This is a genomic window from Acinetobacter sp. SWBY1, from assembly GCF_002946595.1.
GTDB classification, from domain to species: Bacteria; Pseudomonadota; Gammaproteobacteria; order Pseudomonadales; family Moraxellaceae; genus Acinetobacter; species Acinetobacter towneri.
Window position 1 is genome coordinate 746,581 of the sequence record NZ_CP026616.1, and the last position, 19,243, is coordinate 765,823.

General features: G+C 41.1%; 19 protein-coding genes. 15 read left to right on the forward strand and 4 right to left on the reverse strand.

Annotated features, from left to right (window positions below):
* Positions 1-18 precede the first annotated feature (18 nt).
* On the reverse strand, positions 19-849 hold the full coding sequence (gene prmC, locus C3Y93_RS03755) for a peptide chain release factor N(5)-glutamine methyltransferase (protein WP_104852120.1): 831 nt from the start codon (positions 847-849) through the stop codon (positions 19-21).
* Positions 849-1,937, reverse strand: a complete 1,089-nt coding sequence (gene prfA / locus C3Y93_RS03760; protein ID WP_004973192.1) for a peptide chain release factor 1 — start codon at positions 1,935-1,937, stop codon at positions 849-851. The genes prmC and prfA overlap by 1 nt, the downstream gene beginning before the upstream one ends.
* Before the next feature lie 386 nt (positions 1,938-2,323).
* Between prfA and C3Y93_RS03765 the strand changes: the two genes are divergently transcribed.
* From C3Y93_RS03765 to C3Y93_RS03780, 4 genes are all read left to right on the forward strand, one after another.
* Positions 2,324-2,749, forward strand: a complete 426-nt coding sequence (locus C3Y93_RS03765) for a glycine zipper 2TM domain-containing protein (protein ID WP_004973189.1) — start codon at positions 2,324-2,326, stop codon at positions 2,747-2,749.
* A gap of 245 nt (positions 2,750-2,994) precedes the next feature.
* Positions 2,995-3,519 (forward strand): hypothetical protein, encoded by a 525-nt coding sequence (locus C3Y93_RS03770; RefSeq protein ID WP_104852121.1) that lies wholly within the window; start codon positions 2,995-2,997, stop codon positions 3,517-3,519.
* Positions 3,520-3,742: 223 nt separating this feature from the next.
* Complete coding sequence (locus C3Y93_RS03775) at positions 3,743-4,747, forward strand: LLM class flavin-dependent oxidoreductase (RefSeq protein WP_104852122.1); 1,005 nt, start codon at positions 3,743-3,745, stop codon at positions 4,745-4,747.
* Positions 4,748-4,991: 244 nt separating this feature from the next.
* Positions 4,992-5,546 carry a hypothetical protein gene (locus C3Y93_RS03780; protein ID WP_004973179.1) on the forward strand — a complete coding sequence of 185 codons (555 nt, stop codon included), beginning with the start codon at positions 4,992-4,994 and terminating at the stop codon, positions 5,544-5,546.
* A gap of 114 nt (positions 5,547-5,660) precedes the next feature.
* Here the strand turns inward: C3Y93_RS03780 and C3Y93_RS03785 are convergent, their stop codons facing one another.
* Positions 5,661-6,497, reverse strand: coding sequence for a pyruvate, water dikinase regulatory protein (locus tag C3Y93_RS03785; protein ID WP_004973178.1), 837 nt, complete (start codon positions 6,495-6,497; stop codon positions 5,661-5,663).
* Positions 6,498-6,652: 155 nt separating this feature from the next.
* On the opposite strand from C3Y93_RS03785, the gene ppsA reads away from it, so the two are divergent.
* From ppsA to dnaB, 11 genes are all read left to right on the forward strand, one after another.
* Positions 6,653-9,031, forward strand: coding sequence for a phosphoenolpyruvate synthase (gene ppsA / locus C3Y93_RS03790; RefSeq protein ID WP_004973175.1), 2,379 nt, complete (start codon positions 6,653-6,655; stop codon positions 9,029-9,031).
* 74 nt (positions 9,032-9,105) lie between these two features.
* Positions 9,106-9,903 (forward strand): RDD family protein, encoded by a 798-nt coding sequence (locus tag C3Y93_RS03795; RefSeq protein WP_004973172.1) that lies wholly within the window; start codon positions 9,106-9,108, stop codon positions 9,901-9,903.
* Between the two features lie 302 nt (positions 9,904-10,205).
* Positions 10,206-11,279, forward strand: coding sequence for a ubiquinol oxidase subunit II (cyoA, locus tag C3Y93_RS03800; RefSeq protein ID WP_004973169.1), 1,074 nt, complete (start codon positions 10,206-10,208; stop codon positions 11,277-11,279).
* A 3-nt stretch (positions 11,280-11,282) separates the two neighbouring features.
* Positions 11,283-13,271, forward strand: coding sequence for a cytochrome o ubiquinol oxidase subunit I (gene cyoB, locus C3Y93_RS03805; RefSeq protein ID WP_096900904.1), 1,989 nt, complete (start codon positions 11,283-11,285; stop codon positions 13,269-13,271).
* 3 nt (positions 13,272-13,274) lie between these two features.
* Positions 13,275-13,892, forward strand: coding sequence for a cytochrome o ubiquinol oxidase subunit III (gene cyoC, locus C3Y93_RS03810; RefSeq protein ID WP_004973159.1), 618 nt, complete (start codon positions 13,275-13,277; stop codon positions 13,890-13,892).
* Positions 13,892-14,218, forward strand: a complete 327-nt coding sequence (locus tag C3Y93_RS03815) for a cytochrome o ubiquinol oxidase subunit IV (RefSeq protein WP_004973158.1) — start codon at positions 13,892-13,894, stop codon at positions 14,216-14,218. The genes cyoC and C3Y93_RS03815 overlap by 1 nt, the downstream gene beginning before the upstream one ends.
* A 10-nt stretch (positions 14,219-14,228) precedes the next feature.
* A complete protein-coding gene (cyoE, locus tag C3Y93_RS03820; protein ID WP_104852123.1) occupies positions 14,229-15,107 on the forward strand; it encodes a heme o synthase in 879 nt (292 codons plus the stop codon).
* 354 nt (positions 15,108-15,461) lie between these two features.
* The gene (gene rpsF, locus C3Y93_RS03825) at positions 15,462-15,851 is read left to right on the forward strand and encodes a 30S ribosomal protein S6 (RefSeq protein ID WP_004973153.1); all 390 of its coding nucleotides are present in this window, start codon (positions 15,462-15,464) and stop codon (positions 15,849-15,851) included.
* Between the two features lie 11 nt (positions 15,852-15,862).
* The gene (gene rpsR, locus C3Y93_RS03830; protein ID WP_004719336.1) at positions 15,863-16,090 is read left to right on the forward strand and encodes a 30S ribosomal protein S18; all 228 of its coding nucleotides are present in this window, start codon (positions 15,863-15,865) and stop codon (positions 16,088-16,090) included.
* A 9-nt stretch (positions 16,091-16,099) separates the two neighbouring features.
* On the forward strand, positions 16,100-16,546 hold the full coding sequence (gene rplI / locus C3Y93_RS03835; RefSeq protein ID WP_004973150.1) for a 50S ribosomal protein L9: 447 nt from the start codon (positions 16,100-16,102) through the stop codon (positions 16,544-16,546).
* A gap of 232 nt (positions 16,547-16,778) precedes the next feature.
* On the forward strand, positions 16,779-18,224 hold the full coding sequence (gene dnaB, locus C3Y93_RS03840; protein WP_004973149.1) for a replicative DNA helicase: 1,446 nt from the start codon (positions 16,779-16,781) through the stop codon (positions 18,222-18,224).
* Positions 18,225-18,245: 21 nt separating this feature from the next.
* Here the strand turns inward: dnaB and C3Y93_RS03845 are convergent, their stop codons facing one another.
* Complete coding sequence (locus tag C3Y93_RS03845) at positions 18,246-18,812, reverse strand: hypothetical protein (protein ID WP_026438364.1); 567 nt, start codon at positions 18,810-18,812, stop codon at positions 18,246-18,248.
* Positions 18,813-19,243: the final 431 nt, after the last annotated feature.

Genomic DNA, 19,243 nt, shown 5'->3' on the forward strand with positions numbered 1-19,243 from the left:
TTTAACTGATATAACACATCAGCCAGCAAGCCATTGTGCTAAAGTCACCCGATCATTGCCTGCATAATCTTTGACTGTACGAATGTCAGAAAAACCGTGTTCTGCAAAAATCGCTTGCACTGCTAAAGCTTGGTCATAGCCATGCTCTAGTGCAATCCATCCATTTGCTTTCAGCCAGTGCTTACCCTGCGAAATAATCTGCAGAATATCTGCCAAACCCTGATCTGCTGCCACCAATGCACGTTCAGGCTCTGCTGCCAAAGCAGACATGTGTGCATCATTAGCATCTATATACGGCGGATTAGATACAATTAAATCAAAACGTGGCTCGGCTGCTGAACCCAATGCCTCAAACCATGCACCACAGGCAAATTGCACCTGATTTAAAGCATGCTTGCTTGCATTTTCTTGAGCAACTGCAAGTGTTGGCAGGTAAATATCGGTTGCGGTTACCTGCCAATCTGGACGTTCAGATGCTAAAGCCAAAGCAATCGCCCCTGTACCTGTGCCTAAATCGACAATTACAGCATCACGTTGTAATGACAAAGCCAACACAGTTTCGACCAAAACCTCGGTATCAGGACGTGGCACCAAAGTTTCGTGCGTGACTTTTAAATCCAGTGTCCAAAATGGCTGTGAACCTGTGATATACGCCAAAGGCTCGCCTGCTGCTATACGTGCCAAAGCCTGCACATACATCTGCTCTTGCGCGGCACTCAATTCCTGATCTGCACGATATTTTAATTCAAGCGCACTGAGTCCTAAAAAATGCTCTAACAACCAAATATTTTCTTGACGCTCATAGCTATCGACTTCACCACGTAGCGCCAAGGCTTGTGCAATATTCATTAACCACCGTTTTGCTGAGCAAGCATCGCCAACTGATCTGCCTGATATTCACGATGCAGACTATCTAGTAGTTCAGTTAAATCACCTTCCATCACCGCATCCAACTTATATAAAGTCAGGTTAATACGATGATCTGTCATACGTCCTTGCGGATAGTTATAGGTACGAATACGCTCAGAACGGTCACCCGAACCCACCAAATCACGACGCATTTCTGAAGTTGCTGCATCTGCTGCAGCACGTTTGGCATTTTCCAAACGTGATGCCAACAACGCCATCGCTTTCGCTTTGTTTTTATGCTGTGAACGCTCTTCCTGACATTCCACCACAGTACCCGTCGGAATGTGGGTTATACGCACTGCAGAGTCGGTTTTGTTAACGTGCTGACCACCCGCACCCGAAGCACGATAGGTATCGATACGCAAATCGGCAGGGTTAATATCTACCGTGGTGTCTACATCTACTTCAGGTAAAATTGCCACAGTACACGCTGATGTATGCACACGACCTTGCGATTCAGTCGCAGGAACACGTTGCACACGATGCGCACCACTTTCAAACTTCAAACGGCCATACACGCCTTCGCCATTCACCAAGCAAATGACTTCTTTATATCCGCCGTGTTCACCTTCATTTTCAGATAAAATTTCGATTCTCCAGCCCTGACTTTCGGCATATTTGCTATACATGCGGAATAAGTCACCCGAGAAAATCGCGGCTTCATCGCCACCTGTCCCTGCGCGAATCTCCAAATAAGCCGAGTTGGCATCATTCGGGTCTTTTGGAATCATTAAAATATTTAAGTCAGCTTCAAGTTGCTGAATCAGCGCTTTATTGTCTTTAATTTCTTCTTGCGCCATTTCCTTAAAGTCAGGATCAGACAACATTGCTTCGGCTGTTTCAATATCGGCTTCGGCTTGTGTGTATTGTGACCACACTGCCGTAATTTCGTCTAAATCACTGTGTTCACGTGATAATTGACGAAAACGCTTGTTATCTGAAATCACTTCAACATCTGCCAACAAAGCAGTCAATTCTTCATGGCGGTCAGAAAGCTGATCTAATCGTAAACGTAACGATTCTTTCATTGTTTAAAAAATCTCAATGCAAAGGCTGTTACATGCAACACGCAGCACAGCGAAATAAAAAATTGCGCATAGTTTACCGATTCTACCACTCAAATAACATCATTATTAAGTCTGTACGATGTTTGAAATGCCTATCTGCAGATGTTCTAGCAGTATTTCTGCTTGATGATGCTGTGCATTGCGGTGAATGTACAACTCACCAAGTACCGCAATTAGCATCCGCATTTGGACATTTTTTTAGCAGTTTTAATCAAACTCATACAAAGCCCACACCAAAGAACACCAATCTCGTCTGCACTCTCCACATTTTAAAAGCGGCGCTTTGTTAAATTGAGCCCATCAAAATTGATCATAAATAAGTCCTGTAAATGGACATGGAGTTCAACATGAAACTTAATGCAATGTTAATGACAGCAGCTTTAGCCACAGCTTCAATGCTCAGTGCCAACGTTTATGCAGACAATACTACGCGCGTTGCCGCAGCCAGTGCTTTAGGCAGTGTTGCAGGTACAGCTATTGGTAAAAATATGGGTGGTACTACGGGTGCAACACTAGGCGCTGCCTTAGGCGGTGCTGGTGGTGCAGCCGTGGCGAGTGATAAGCGTCATCGTACTGAATCTGCAATTGGTGGTGCTTTGGGTGGTGGTGCGGGTTATACCGTAGGTAAAAATATGGGCGGTACCAATGGTGGTTATATTGGTTCAGCTTTAGGTGCAGCAGGTGGTGCAGCACTCGGCAATAAAATCTCGAAAGATAAAGAATATGACCGCTATCAAGAACGTAAATGGAAGAAAAAACGCAACCGTCGTTAATCTTGAACGATAGGCATAGAGCAGCAAAAAAGCATCAACACAGGTTTGATGCTTTTTTATAGGATTAATTTTTCTTCATATATCAGTTCAAAAAAACGACCATAATCAATATGAAGAAATTTAGCAGTGCAATTACAAAGTCTTTACCAAACTTTGCAGATTTACCTCATTGCCCTTCACGATCTTTGCCATCTGTTTCTATATCTTCATTACAAAACATATTAATCAATATTTGGAGCATCCGCATGAAACTTAATCGTATTTTATTGGGTAGCGTTATCGCAAGTTCTGCCTTGCTTATGAGTACTGCGCATGCAAACGATACACGTGTTGCCGTAAGTTCTGCCTTGGGTGGTGCTGTCGGAGCAGCAATTGGTCAACAAATGGGTGGACAAACAGGCGCGATGATTGGTTCAGCCATTGGTGGTGCGGGCGGTGCTGCAGCTTCTGCCAATAAACGTGACCGTAACGGTGCCATGATTGGTGCTGCCTTGGGCGGTGCAGGTGGATATAGCGTTGGTCGCAATATGGCAGGCAACAATGGTGGCTATGTCGGTGCAGGACTCGGTTCTGCAGGTGGTGCAGTATTAGGTCAAAAAGTTAGCGAAGACCGTCGAGATGACCGCTATGACAACAAACGCTACGATGATCGTTATGACCGCCGCTATGATAGCCGTGGCTATCGCTACAATGACTACCGTTATAATGACCGTTACCGCAAAGACAATGGCTTACATTTAGGTCACTATAAAAATGGTAAACGTCGTTAATTTCTCACGATACTTCTAACTTCTTCAGCACCTTCGGGTGCTTTTTGTTTGCTGACTACTTGCTTGGATAAATGTTTTTTTATAAAGCGTGCTTTTTGGATGAATGTCGCGCGTTGTTAAATGGCAATATCTCATGACTCGCCCATATATCGAAAATTTTCGATATACAAAATCAGTGCAGCATCGTATGATAAAACTCTCTTTAATCAAGCTGGAATAAATGATGCGTTCCCTGCAAGACACAAAATTTGCCATTCTTGAACTCGCACCTGTACGTGATGATCAATCAGTACAGTTTTCACTGCATCATGCACTTGAATTAGCACGACACGCAGAACAACTCGGCTATGACCGTTTGTGGTTGGCGGAACATCATAATATGGATGGCATTGCCAGCTCAGCAACCGCAGTTCTTTTGGGTTATTTATTAGCAAATACGCAAAAAATTAAACTCGGTTCTGGCGGTATTATGCTCCCCAACCACGCACCGTTAGTGGTCGCTGAACAGTTTGGAACTTTAGCGACTTTATATCCTAACCGTATTGAACTCGGTTTAGGTCGCGCACCAGGCACAGATCAAGTGACCATGCGTGCGCTGCGTCGTGGGCGACAGGAAACTGAAGATCAATTTCCGCAAGATGTTTTAGAAATTTTGCATTACTTTAAAGATGCTGAACCACAACAACGTATTGTTGCTACGCCAGGACAAGGGACACACGTTCCTGTATGGTTGCTTGGTTCAAGTTTATTTAGCGCACAACTTGCTGCAAAATTAGGACTACCCTACTCATTTGCCTCACACTTCGCCCCGCGTATGCTTGCTCAAGCCATTCAGTTATATCGTGACAATTTTGAGCCTTCAGAATATTTAGAGCGGCCTTATGTGTCTATGGGTGTGCCAACAGTGGTTGCAGATACCGACCAAGAAGCAGAATTTTTGGCGACTAGTGCCTATCAGCGTGTTTTAGGTTTAATGCGTGGACAAAGCCTAAAACTCAAAGCTCCAGTCGAAAGTATGGATGGCTTATGGTCACCTGCAGAAAAAATGTCAGTTGATAGTTTTTATGCCATGGCGCGAATTGGCTCAAAGGCGACTGTCAAAGCAGGATTGGAAAACTTATTGGCGAAGTATGATGTCGATGAGTTTATTTTTACCTGTGACATCTATGACACAGAAAAACGCTTACATAACTTTGATTTGCTCATGCAAATGAAGTTAGATACTTAATTAGCTCCGACCTTGTAGTTCTATTGAGCTACAAGGTTTCATCAATTAAAAACATTTAAAATAAATAACTTAAATCCGTTTTCTTGTTCTCTTTCGCTTAAATCTCAGTAATCTCAGTTGAATTAATTTTCAATCTTTAGGAATGACTGGCTCGCCTGCACAAAAGACTTTACCAAACAGTACTGCCCCAACAAAATAGAGTAAATGTTCTAATTTATAAAATGAATATATCAAGAGATTCAGCATGGTCAGTCCTAAACACGACGTACATAGACACGCTTTTCAAAACTGCTTGGCAGATTTTCAAGAATTCCAAGGCGAATGCATTCCTGCAACTGAAATCAAACAGCATGACTTCACAGGTTTACGCGTTGCAGTTATTGGTGCAAATCAGGACAGCGTGGCACAACTCGATAGAATTTGTCAGCAAGCAACATCTGTTCAAGTCTTTCAAATTGCACCGCATTTTGTCCTACCAAGTACAGAACGTGGCATCCATCGCCTAATTAGCCATCCTTTGGTGTTTAAAAATCGACGTTTGTTTAATAACCGCGTCAAAAATATTTTGGCTTTACGCTTTTTAGATGCTCAAGTCAAAGACACGTGGCTTAAACGTCAACTCACACCAAACATTGCAGATACACATCAACGCTATTTTAAATCTGATCATTATTATTCAGCTTTACAACGCGAAAATTGCCATTTGATTACTTGGCCAATTGTCAAAGTCTGTGCACATAGCGTGCATAGTATTGATGGACAAGAACATCCAATTGATACCATTATCACTACATTTTAAGTCACACTAAAAGCATTATCATTTAAATAAATAGTAGCTTGATTTTTATTCTATTTAAATCCAATAAAAAAGAGCCAAAATAAAATTTTGGCTCTTTTAATACATATAGTTTCATTAACCAATACGACGTTTTAAACCTGTCATTTGTAAAACACGTGTTGAAATTTCTTCAATCGACATTTCTGAAACATTTAAATATTTAATCCCTTCTGAAATATAAATACCTTCAATCGCACGCAATTCCATTTGGCATTGATTAAAACTTGCATAACGGCTATTGGCTTTACGTTCAGTACGAATTGCCACAAGGCGTTCAGCATCAATCATCAAGCCAAATAACTTATGTTTATGCGGCTTTAATACGGCTGGCAAACGGTTGTCATCGAGGTCTTCTTCAGTCAATGGATAGTTCGCCACACGAATCCCGAACTGTAAAGAAAGGTAGATGGAAGTTGGCGTTTTACCCGAACGCGACACCCCAATCAGAATCAGATCGGCCTTGTCGTAATGGCGTGTACGTGCGCCATCATCGTTATCTAAGGCAAAATGCACCGCATCAATACGTGCCTTGTAAGATTCAGAATCTGTTACGGCATGCGTCTGCCCGACCAAAGTGGTTGGTGGTGTTCCTAACTCTTCAGAAAGCTTACTAATTAAGCCTTCAAATACATCTAAATTAATTGCTTTGGCAGTGTTGATAATGTCACGCACATATTGGTCAACCAAGGTATCAAACACCAAAGGTAATTGACCATCAATTTGTGCTCGGGCATTAATCTCTGCCACCACATTCATAGCCGCTTCTTCAGACGTAATATAAGGATGAATATGAATATCAAAGTCCACATTTGGAAATTGCGCTAAGAGTGAATGTCCAAGGGTTTCAGCCGTAATTGCAGTTCCATCGGAAATAAAAAAAACACTCCGCTTAATTTGTTTACCATCTGACATTAAAATTCTCCTTAAACATTTGTCTTAGTGCTATATAATCTTTATAGTAAACCGATCTTACATGACTGTCGCTTAGTAAAACCAAATTGCTAAGTAGATTTATTATAATTTCATGACAAGATAGTGATTAATACTGCAAAAGTGGAGTAACAACTTTGGAAGCGCGCGTAATTGGTCTGGAAAAATTAGGGAAACACGATGTTGAGCTCGTGGGTGGGAAAAACTCATCTTTGGGCGAAATGATCAGCCACTTATCTAATGCTGGTGTATCGGTACCAGGTGGCTTTGCAACAACAGCTGCTGCTTATCGTGAATTTCTCGAGCAAAGTGGCCTAAACGCTAAAATTCAAGCAGAGCTAAAAACACTCAATGTAGATGACGTGAATGCGCTTGCTGAAACTGGTGCAAAAATTCGTCAATGGATTGTCGACACTCCGCTTACTGCATCACTAGAACAAGAAATCCGAGTTGCTTTTGAAGCACTCTCTAACGGCAACCCAAACATCGCGGTTGCCGTTCGTTCATCTGCAACTGCAGAAGATCTACCAGACGCATCTTTCGCAGGTCAGCAAGAAACATTCCTAAACATCCGTGGCATTGACAACGTATTAATTGCCATTAAAGAAGTTTTTGCATCTTTGTACAACGACCGCGCGATTTCTTACCGTGTACACCAAAACTTTGACCACGATGTCGTTGCTTTGTCTGCAGGCGTACAACGTATGGTACGTTCAGAAACTGGCGCTGCTGGTGTAATGTTTACCCTAGATACAGAATCTGGTTTCCGTGATGCTGTATTCATTACTGCTTCTTATGGTTTGGGTGAAATGGTGGTTCAGGGTGCAGTTAACCCAGATGAATTCTATATTTCTAAGCCTTTATTAAAAGCAGGCAAACACTCAGTTTTACGTCGTAACCTTGGCTCTAAACACCAAAAAATGATTTATGGTGAAGAAGGCGCGGCTGGTAAATCTGTAGTTGTGGTCGATGTTGAAAAACAAGATCGCCAACAGTTCTCTTTAAATGATCACGAACTACAAGAATTAGCGAAACAAGCGTTAATTATTGAAGAACATTATCAAGCGCCTATGGATATTGAATGGGCAAAAGATGGTGATGACGGTCAAATCTACATCGTTCAAGCACGTCCTGAAACTGTAAAAAGCCGTGAAAACGTCGGTACTATGGAACGCTACCTATTGAAACAAAAAGGTACGGTCATTTGTGAAGGTCGTTCAATTGGTCAGCGTATCGGTTCTGGTAGAGTCCGCGTTGTAACGTCTATTAAAGAAATGGACAAAGTTCAGGAAGGTGACGTTCTTGTTTCAGACATGACTGATCCAGACTGGGAACCAGTGATGAAACGTGCTGCTGCAATTGTCACTAACCGCGGTGGTCGTACTTGTCACGCTGCAATTATTGCCCGTGAATTAGGCGTACCTGCAATTGTAGGTTGTGGTAATGCAACTGAAGTTTTGACTGATGGTCAGGAAGTTACAGTTTCTTGCGCCGAAGGCGACACAGGTTTCATTTATGAAGGTGCTTTAGATTTTGAAGTTCAAAAGAACTCAATCGAATCTATGCCTAAACTTCCGTTCAAAATCATGATGAACGTTGGTAACCCAGACCGCGCATTTGACTTTGCTCAAATTCCAAACGAAGGGATTGGTCTTGCACGTTTAGAATTCATCATCAACCGTATGATTGGTGTGCATCCTAAAGCATTGCTTAATATTGACAGCTTACCACGTGAAACACGTGCAGCAGTTATGGCGCGTACTGCGGGCTATTCATCGCCAATCGAATTCTATGTAGAAAAATTGGTTGAAGGTATTTCTACCCTTGCTGCTGCATTCGCTGACAAACCAGTGATTGTGCGTATGTCTGACTTCAAATCAAACGAATACGCAAACTTAATTGGTGGTAAGTTATATGAGCCAGAAGAAGAAAACCCAATGTTGGGCTTCCGTGGTGCAAGTCGTTATGTGTCTGACAATTTCCGTGACTGCTTCGAGCTTGAATGTCGTGCCTTGAAAAAAGTACGTGACGAAATGGGCTTAACCAACGTACAAATTATGATTCCATTTGTACGTACCGTTGCTGAAGCAAAACGTGTGATCGAATTGCTTGCGCTGAATGGTTTAAAACGTGGTGAAAATGGTCTGAAAGTGATCATGATGTGTGAATTACCAACCAACGCATTGTTGGCTGAACAATTCCTTGAGCATTTCGATGGTTTCTCTATCGGCTCAAATGACTTAACTCAGTTAACACTTGGTTTAGACCGTGACTCAGGCATTGTTTCTCACCTGTTCGATGAACGTGACCCTGCAGTGAAAGCATTACTTTCTATGGCAATTCACGCATGCCGTAAAGCAGGTAAATATGTCGGTATCTGTGGTCAAGGCCCTTCAGATCACCCTGACCTTGCACGTTGGTTAATGGAACAAGGTATTGAATCTGTATCTTTAAACCCAGACTCAGTTTTAGACACTTGGTTCTTCCTTTCTGAAGAAAAAGCTCAACAAGCATAGTAAAACGTGTTAAAAGAAAACCCATGCACCTGCGTGGGTTTTTTTTCAAATTCATTTTTTGAGATTTTATATTTATGCAAATTTACTTGGCACGAAATAATCAACAAGCTGGGCCATACACCTTAGAGCAGCTCAACCAAATGCTCGCCAGCCAACAAGTGTTGCTGACAGATTTGGCTTGGCACCAAGGCATGAGCGAATGGAAAGCTTTAGGTGAACTCACCCAAGGTAAACTTGTATATGAACCACAAGGCTACGTCAGCACACCACCTGCCCCTGAACATTCACCTTTTCAAAATACAGATTACACGGCTACAAACACATCACGACCAAGCTCAGCATCGTCAAACTCCAGAACACAGGCAACAAAAAATGAATTGGCGAGCATTAACCAACGTGCTTTAGCCAAAATTATAGACATGTTGTTATGGTTGCCTGCAGCAGCACTTCCCTCTTTTTTCTTAAATGCGGACCAGTTTGAACAATTGTCTGGTTTACAACAAAAAATGCAGGCAGCGACAACGTCTGATCAAGCCATGCAATTGCAAACTGAACTCTTTCAGCTTATTCCAATGCAAGCTTGGCAAGCGGTGGCAATTTATTTATTGATTATGCTGGGCATACAAGCCTTCCTGCTGGCTAAAACTGGACAAAGTATTGGCAAACGTCTGACCAAAATTAAGATTGTCGATGCTGAAACCGATGAAAAAGTCAGCCTAATGCGTGTGTTTACTATTCGCTCTATCATTTTCATTATTTTGAATATGATGTTTATGCCCTTCATCACAATTTTAGATTATGGCTTTGCATTTGGTGCAAAACGACAGGCTTTGCACGATAAACTCGCCAAAACCAAAGTCGTAAAGCAATAATTTGATTTTATTTATTCAGGGATGATTGATCATCCCTTTTTTCTTATAATATTGATAAATATAAATAAATTAAAATTAACACAAATAATTCCGAGTATAAAAATTGGTTTTTATTCCCTCCACTTAAAGCCGCTTTATGTGTAGCTTAGTTTGTCGATATCAGGCATAATGCCCTACAACGTAGCGGTGTCCGATGATTAAGAAGACTTTTTCATCTTTTTTGATGTCTTTTTAATCATGCGACACTTTAATCGCTATCCCATATTAAATTAGGGAATGGGACTCTTCACCGAGGTTGTAAAATGAGACAAACGATTTTAGCTGTATTGTCTTTATCTACGATGGCTGCACTCTTAACTGGGTGTGGCGGTGATTTAGTACTTCTGAACTCAAAAGGTCCAGTTGCAGCAGGTCAAAGTAACCTGATGATGACTGCGATTTACCTAATGCTATTGGTGGTTATTCCATCTGCAATTATGGCATTGTGGTTCGGTTGGAAATATCGCGCATCGAATAAAGACGCAGACTATCAACCAACATGGTCACACTCTACTGCAATTGAAATTGTAGTATGGGGTATACCTGTTATTATTATTTGTATTTTAGCTTGGTTAACTTGGTGGGGTTCCCACAAGTACGACCCTTACCGTCCGCTAGAATCCGAAAAAGCTCCTTTAACTGTTCAAGTTATTGCTGAACAATTTAAATGGATCTTCATCTACCCAGAACAGAACATTGCTACTGTTAACGAATTACGCTTCCCAGAGCAAACGCCTGTAAGCTTACGTTTAACATCTAACTTCACAATGAACTCGTTCTTTATCCCTGCATTATCTGGTCAGATTTATGCAATGGCGGGTATGCAAACTCACTTGAACGTTTTAGCAGACAACACGGGCGAATTCCGTGGTTTCTCATCTAACTACTCAGGTTATGGTTTCTCGCAAATGCGCTTTAAAGCTCACTCTGTAACTCAAGCTGATTTTGAGCAATGGGTAACAGCTGTTAAAGCAGGTCAAGGTACGACTATCAATCCTCAAGCTGTTCAAAAAACAGTTTTAGATCAAGCTGAATTTGCTTCTTTACGTGACGGTAACCGTTCACAGAAACAAATTGATGCAATGGTTCGTAACGCCAAAACTGAATTAGAGAAAAAACTTGCTGCAACGGCTTTAAAAGAAGGTCCATATAAGACTCAGCCACATCCTGTGACTTATTACTCTTCTGTTGAGCAAGGCTTGTTTGAATCAGTGATCAATAACTATATGAGTAACTACCATGGTGCTGACCATTCAGCTCCTGTAGTGGCTGGTGAAGCGCCTGCTTCTGAAACTCATGTAGCAGTTGAACATGCGACTGCTTCTCAAGGGGAATAAGACATGAGCTTATTAGGTAAGTTAGGTCCAGATGCAATTCCTTACGATCCAATCGTATTGGTAACTGTTGCAGCGATGATCTTAGGTGGTCTTGCAGCGATTGCTGGTATTACCTACTTCAAAAAATGGGGCTACTTGTGGAACGAATGGTTCACATCTGTAGACCATAAAAAAATTGGTATCATGTATATCTTTGTATCTGTAGTCATGTTACTTCGTGGCTTCGCAGATGCGATCATGATGCGTCTTCAACAGTTCCTTGCGAAAGGTGGTGGTGAAGGCTATTTACACCCAGAACACTATGACCAGATTTTCACCGCACACGGTGTGATCATGATCTTCTTCGTGGCAATGGGTCTTGTTGTTGGCTTAATGAACATCTCTGTACCATTACAGATTGGTGCTCGTGACGTAGCCTTCCCGTTATTAAACTCTTTAAGCTTCTGGTTATTCGCTGGTGCTGCAGGTTTAATGATGGTTTCACTTGCATTAGGTGAATTCGCTGCTACAGGTTGGATGGCTTATCCTCCTCTATCTGGTATCGAATATTCTCCAGGTGTTGGTGTTGACTACTATATTTGGGCACTTCAGGTTTCTGGTCTAGGTACGCTTCTTACTGGTGTTAACTTCTTCGTTACCATCATCAAAATGCGTGCGCCTGGCATGAAACTTATGGACATGCCTGTTTTCACTTGGACAACATTAGTTACTGCGGTACTTATCATTGCAACATTCCCAGTTTTAACTGCGACAATTGCAATGTTAACGCTTGACCGTTACTTCGGTTTCCACTTCTTTACGAACGACATGGGTGGTAGCCCAATGTTGTATGTAAACTTGATTTGGACATGGGGTCACCCAGAAGTTTATATCTTAGTATTACCAGCATTTGGTATTTACTCAGAAGTAACTGCGACTTTTGCTCGCAAAACGTTGTTCGGTTACAAATCAATGGTGTACGCAACTGTTGCAATTGGTGTGTTATCACTCGTTGTATGGGTTCACCACTTCTTTACCATGGGTGCAGGTGCCAACGTTAACGCGTTCTTCGGTATCATGACCATGATTATTGCGATTCCTACTGGTGTGAAAATCTTCTCTTGGTTATTCACCATGTACAAGGGTCGTATTACCTACACTACCCCAATGCTTTGGACACTTGGCTTCCTTGTGACTTTCGGTATCGGTGGTTTAACAGGTGTATTAATGGCAGTTCCACCAGCGGACTTCCTTGTACACAACTCTTTATTCCTAATTGCTCACTTCCATAACGTAATTATTGGTGGTGTAGTATTCGCGATGTTCGCAGGTATCATTTACTACTGGCCAAAAATGTTTGGTTGGAGACTCAATGAAACTTGGGGTAAAGCAGCATTCTGGTTCTGGTTCTTCGGTTTCTACTTTGCATTCATGCCACTTTATATCCTTGGTTTCATGGGTATGACTCGTCGTTTGAATACATATGACAACCCAGAATGGGATCCATACTTGGCAATTGCGTTCTTCGGTTCTGTGTTAATTGCTATTGGTCTATTCTGCTTCGTTATGCAGATTGTGGTTGGCTTCCTACAACGCAACCAACGCTTAGACCTTACTGGAGATCCATGGGATGGCCGTACGCTTGAGTGGGCTACTTCTTCTCCAGCACCGTTCTATAACTTTGCTCACCTTCCAAAGATCAATGGTATTGATACTTTCTGGACTGACAAAGAAAATGGTGTTGCATACGCTCGTCCAACGAAGTATGAAGATGTCCATATGCCAACTAACCGTGCAGCTGGCTTCATAATTGCAATGTTTATTACAACTATGGGCTTCGCATTAATCTGGCATATTTGGTGGCTAGCAATCGTTACGTTCATTGCGGCAATCATCAGCTTCATCGTGAGTTCTTTCACGAAGAAAGTGGACTACTATGTTCCTGCTGCTGAAGTTGAGCGTATTGAAAACGAACGCTATGCGATCCTTGAAAAACACTTGAAGAAGGACTAAGACATGGCTGAAGTACTTCATCACGACAACCACGGACATGATGATCATCACCACGATGATACAGACATCACCGTCTTTGGTTTCTGGACCTACTTGATGAGTGACCTTGTAATTTTTGGTACACTTTTCATCGCGTTCGCTGTATTAAGTAGCCACGTTCCAGTAGGCACTCCAACAGCTAAAGATTTGTTTGGCGAGTCATTAGGCTTCGTTTTAACAGAAACTTTTGCCCTGTTGATTTCTTCTGTAACTTTCGGTTTTGCCGTTTTAGCTGCTTACAAGAAAGATGTTGCTAAAGTTCTAACTTGGTTAGGCGTGACTTGGGTTTTCGGTGCGATCTTTATTGGTATGGAACTTTATGAGTTCAACCATTTAGTTCACGCTGGACATGGTCCAAGTGCGAGTGCGTTCTTATCTGCGTTCTTTACTTTGGTTGGTACGCACGGTATTCACGTAACTTCAGGTTTAGTTTGGATGATCGTGTTAATGGTTCAAATCAAGAAATATGGTTTGACTATTCCGAACATGCGTCGTTTAGCTTGCCTAAGCTTGTTCTGGCACTTCCTTGACATCGTTTGGATCTGTGTATTCAGCGTAGTTTACTTGATGGGAGTTCTCTAATGAGTCACGATCACAACTCTGCTGGTGCATCACACGGTAACACTAAGCAATATACGATTGGCTTTATCCTTTCTGTTATCCTTACCATTATTCCTTTTGGTATGGTTATGGCAGGTGGTTTTGGCCGTGGTATTTTGATTACTGTTATTTCGATTACAGCAGTTGCTCAGATTCTTATTCAATTAATTTATTTCTTGCATATGAATTCTTCTTCAGAGCAACGTTGGAACGTGATTGCATTCGTGTATACCATTCTGACCATTGCCATCCTTTTGGTTGGTTCTGTATGGATCATGAACTATCTACACTACAACATGATGATCTAAACTGGTTGTCATGCTGAAAAAGTATTTATTCCTGACAAAGCCAGGAATTCTCTTTGGTAATTTTATTACCACTTTGGGTGGCTACTTTGTAGCTGCCCAAGGTTCTGTAGATTTCCTTCTCCTACTGCTTACTCTGCTTGGTACAACGCTTGTTGTCGCCTCAGGATGTGTGGTCAACAATATTATTGACCAAGACATCGACCAAAAAATGCAACGCACACAAAACCGTGCTTTAGTGAAAAAAACTGTTTCTGTTCCTATTGCGCTGATTTATTCAGTGGTATTGGGCATAATTGGTTTTAGCATTTTATGGTTTGGAGTTAACGCATACGCTTTTCTTTTTGCACTGATTGGTTTCGTGGTTTATGTCGGCTTTTACAGTCTATGGACCAAACGCACAACAATTCATCAAACCATTATTGGCAGTATTTCAGGCGCAAGCCCACCTGTCATTGGTTATACCGCTGTTGCAAATCAATTTGACTTAGCTGCACTACTTATCTTTTTAGGTTATGCACTTTGGCAAATGCCCCACTCTTGGGCGATTGCAATTTACCGTTATGATGATTACAAAAATGCGGGGATTCCAATTTTGCCAGTTGCTCGTTCAATTTTTCGAACGAAAATTGAATCACTAATTTATGTGGTGTTATTTACCGTTGCCATGAATGGACTGTTTGTATTTGGTTATGCAAACTGGCTATATCTGGTTATTTTGAATGCACTTTGTATTTATTGGTTCTATATTGGCGTCATTGGCTTCAAAGCAGAAAATGATCAATTATGGGCAAAACGCTTTTTCCTATTTTCGGTTATTTTAATTACTGTTGTGAGTTTATGTTTTAGCTTTACAGCAACCGCACCAAGCACGCAAATCATACTTTTTTAAAAGATAGAGTTTAGCTCTATCTTTTAATGGAGTGCCTACCCTCTCCACACTTCAATATTTAAATAATAACAATTTATCTGTCTTTGATTTATTCGTCCTTAATAATTTTCGAATTAAACACTCTAAAAGTTAGTGACATACAAATACAAAGTATAAAATTTAAATTCCAATCATAGATGCAAAATATTACATTCCCTTTTTACCCAAGCCGATCTTTTCTTAGACCAAGCCTTGTATTTACTTGGTAAAAGCTCTAAAATTCACGCTTCGCAATTTTGCGACACAACTTCGGTTGTGACTCCTTGCTTCTGGCTCAATTTAGTCAGGGGCTGCATAAACCGTAAGGAGCTGACAATGCGTCACTACGAAATCGTACTTTTGGTACACCCAGACCAAAGCGATCAAGTTGTGGGTATGGTAGAACGTTACCTAACTCACATCAAAGAAGCTGAAGGTCAAATTCACCGTTTAGAAGATTGGGGCCGTCGTCAATTGGCTTACCCAATTAACAAAATTCACAAAGCGCACTACATTCTTATGAACGTTGAATGTGGTCAAACTACGCTTGACGAGTTAGAAGAATTGTTCCGTTATAACGACGCGATCCTTCGTAGCTTGATCATCCGTCGTGAAAACGCTATCACTGAAGAGTCATTATTGGCTAAGAGTGCTGAAGAAAAACGTGCGCGTAAAGCTCAACGTGAAGAAGCACAACACGCTAACCAAGACTCTGCTGAAGCTTAAGGAGAACATCAATGGCACGTTTTTACCGTCGTCGCAAGTTCTGCCGCTTTACAGCTGAGAACGTTACGTACATCGACTACAAAGATATCGATACACTAAAACAGTACATCACTGAAAATGGCAAGATTGTTCCTAGCCGTATTACAGGTACTAAAGCTCGTTACCAACGTCAATTAGCGCTTGCTATTAAACAAGCTCGCTACTTAGCGTTGATCCCTTACACTGACAATCATAAGTGAGGTTGAGCTGTGGATATTATCTTATTACAACGCATTAAGAACCTTGGTAAATTAGGCGATAAAGTTTCAGTTAAAGCTGGTTACGGCCGTAACTACTTGATCCCTCAAGGTAAAGCAGTTGCTGCAACTGAAGCAAACACTGCTGCATTTGAAGCTCGTCGTGCTGAACTTGAGAAGCAAGAAGCTGAAATTTTAGCTGCTGCTCAAGCACGTGCTGACCAATTGAACGAAGTTAACATCGTAATCACTGCTAAAGCTGGTGATGAAGGTAAACTTTTCGGTTCTATCGGTACTCGTGACATCGCTGACGCGTTAACGAATGCTGGTCTTGAAGTTGACCGTGCAGAAGTTCGTTTACCAAACGGTGCGCTTCGTCACACTGGTGAATTCAACATCGCAATCCAATTGCACCATGATGTTGTTGCTGAAGTTCTCGTTACTATCGTATCTGAGTAATTTGCTGCAAAAGAAAAGAGCATGCCTAATCGCATGCTCTTTTTTTGTCTTTAGAATATACGATTAGTACAATTTTCCTAAATCGTCCTGCACGCTTTGACTTATCCTTCGCCAAAATCTACTCGCTTTTTTTTCTAGAGGGCGTATCATCGGGAAGTGGAAAGAATATGAGTTTCAAATTCTATCCCCGTGCATTATTCAGCATTTACTGTTTTAAAAATCAGGGATTTATATGTCACAGGCGACTGCTAGCGCAAAGCAACATACTGCAAAGTCTGATCTAAAACCAAATGAGAACAGCCCGCTTAAAGAGTTTCGTACCCCACCGCATAACTTAGCCATCGAACAAGCTGTTTTGGCTGCGTTAATGACTGTGGCCGAATCTTTTGAACAAGTGGGTGATGTGCTACAAGAATCTGATTTTTACGCGACACGCCACAAATATATTTTCCGCGCCATTGATTCTTTGTCTAAAGAAAACTCACCTTATGATGCCGTATTGGTGAATGACTGGCTGATTAAACAAAATTTACTTGAAGCTGCAGGCGGGGAAGAATACTTAATGCAGCTCATGGCAGACTCGCCTTCTAGTTTTTATAACCTAGAAACCTATGCCACGAAAATTAAAGAATTCTCGACCCTCAGAAACATGATTAAAGTCAGTTCTGAAATTTTACAAAATGCCTATGACACCAAAGGTCGTAGCGTAAGTGAAATTTTAGACTTGGCCGAAACCAATATTTTCCAAATTGCCGAACAACATAATAACAATGCCAAAGCACAAGGCCCAAAAGCCATTTCGAGCGTGGTTGCCGATGTATTCGACAAACTTGATGAACTTTCTAAAATGGAAGGCAATATTACAGGCTTAACCACAGGCTTTGTGGAGTTAGATAATAAAACTTCGGGCATGCAAGCGGGTGACTTGATTATTGTCGCTGCGCGTCCATCTATGGGTAAAACCACCTTTGCCATGAACTTGGTCGAAAGTGTTTTGTTTAACAATGATTTGCCTGCCCTTGTCTACTCTATGGAAATGCCTGCAGACTCAATCGCAATGCGTTTAATTTCTGCATACGGCAAAGTGCATCAAGGGAATTTACGTTCAGGTAAACTCAGTGGCGATGAATGGTCAAAAGTCACAGGCACGATTTTACAACTGCAAGAAAAGCATTTGTATATTGATGACTCATCTGCCCTGCCGCCTACGGAAGTACGTGCACGTGCGCGACGCATTGCCAAACAACATGGCGGTAAAATTGGCTGTATCATGGTCGATTATTTGCAGTTAATGAAAGTCCCAGGCATGGGCGATAACCGTGTCGGCGAAATCTCAGAAATTTCACGTAGCTTAAAAGCCTTGGCCAAAGAGATGAACTGCCCTGTGATTGCTTTGTCACAGCTCAACCGCTCATTAGAGAACCGACCTAATAAACGCCCTGTGATGTCTGACTTGCGTGAATCTGGTGCAATTGAGCAGGATGCGGATTTAATCATGTTTATTTACCGCGACGAAGTTTACAATAAAGAATCTAAAGAAGCAGGTACTGCCGAAATTATTATTGGTAAACAGCGTAACGGCCCAATTGGTACGGTACGTCTTGCTTTTGAAGGGCAATATACGCGTTTTAGTAACTTATCTCCTGAGTATTATGCTCAGTATGATGATGAAGAGTAATGCTTGCATTGCTCTTTTTTATTAAAACCATGTTTTAATCTGACTTATTAACTTTGCCCACCATAGTTTCCAACTTGAGAGTAAATTATAATCTTGACTATTTTCTTCCATTTCAAGTGATGGAAATGCTTTATTTAATTGCTTGCATGTCGGATACTTTTGTTGCAGTTGCGCCAAATAATGTGTCTGATCATAGTCTATAAAACCATCTAAAATCCCAACCTCTGATCTATCGACTGTAGAACAATTTGAGGTCTGCTTATTCCAAGCTAAAAATGGGACAATCGGTTTAGATAAAACAAGCTGGTCATTCTTACAGTTTAATGTTGCAAATGAAACTACTTGATATTGCTGGGGTTTAGCACCATCTGGTGCATAAGCTAAACCAATAATTAATTGGTTTTTAGCTGTACTTTTACCTGAAAATCCACTGTACCATTGAGTAGGCTTTTTATATTTAACCTCATCTAGTATTGAGCGAAAAATAAATTGACCTGAACTGAGTTCAAAAATGAAGTCTGAACTCTCCTGTACTGCCAGTGAACCTTGGTAACGGGCAATAAAAACGTCATTGGGTGAATGTGGCATACAAGCCATAACTGACTGACAAAAAAATAAAGTAATCCATCCCAGATAACAAAATATTTTCATTATTTATTCAACATATCCAAGTTTAAAATGCATTGTTTAATCTCTCTTTGAGTTCATTTAAATTACGAACCCACTCTCCACAATCATCTGAATCTTGCCATAACTCGTACAGTTTAGAATTTCCTGAGTGAGAGCATCTAACACCATAATAGCTTTTAGAACGTATAGTTTTATATGAAAAATAAAGTCTGAAACTTTTACAAATTATTTGCAATCAATAACCTAATAGATTTTTCGATCTTAAATTAATTTATGATCAAAAACTTAAATGTTCATGTCTATTTGAGGTTGATAGGTCTACAATAGTGAATATTTTTAAATAGAACTATTTTTAGTATTTATTTATCACTCCACAGTGTATCTAACAC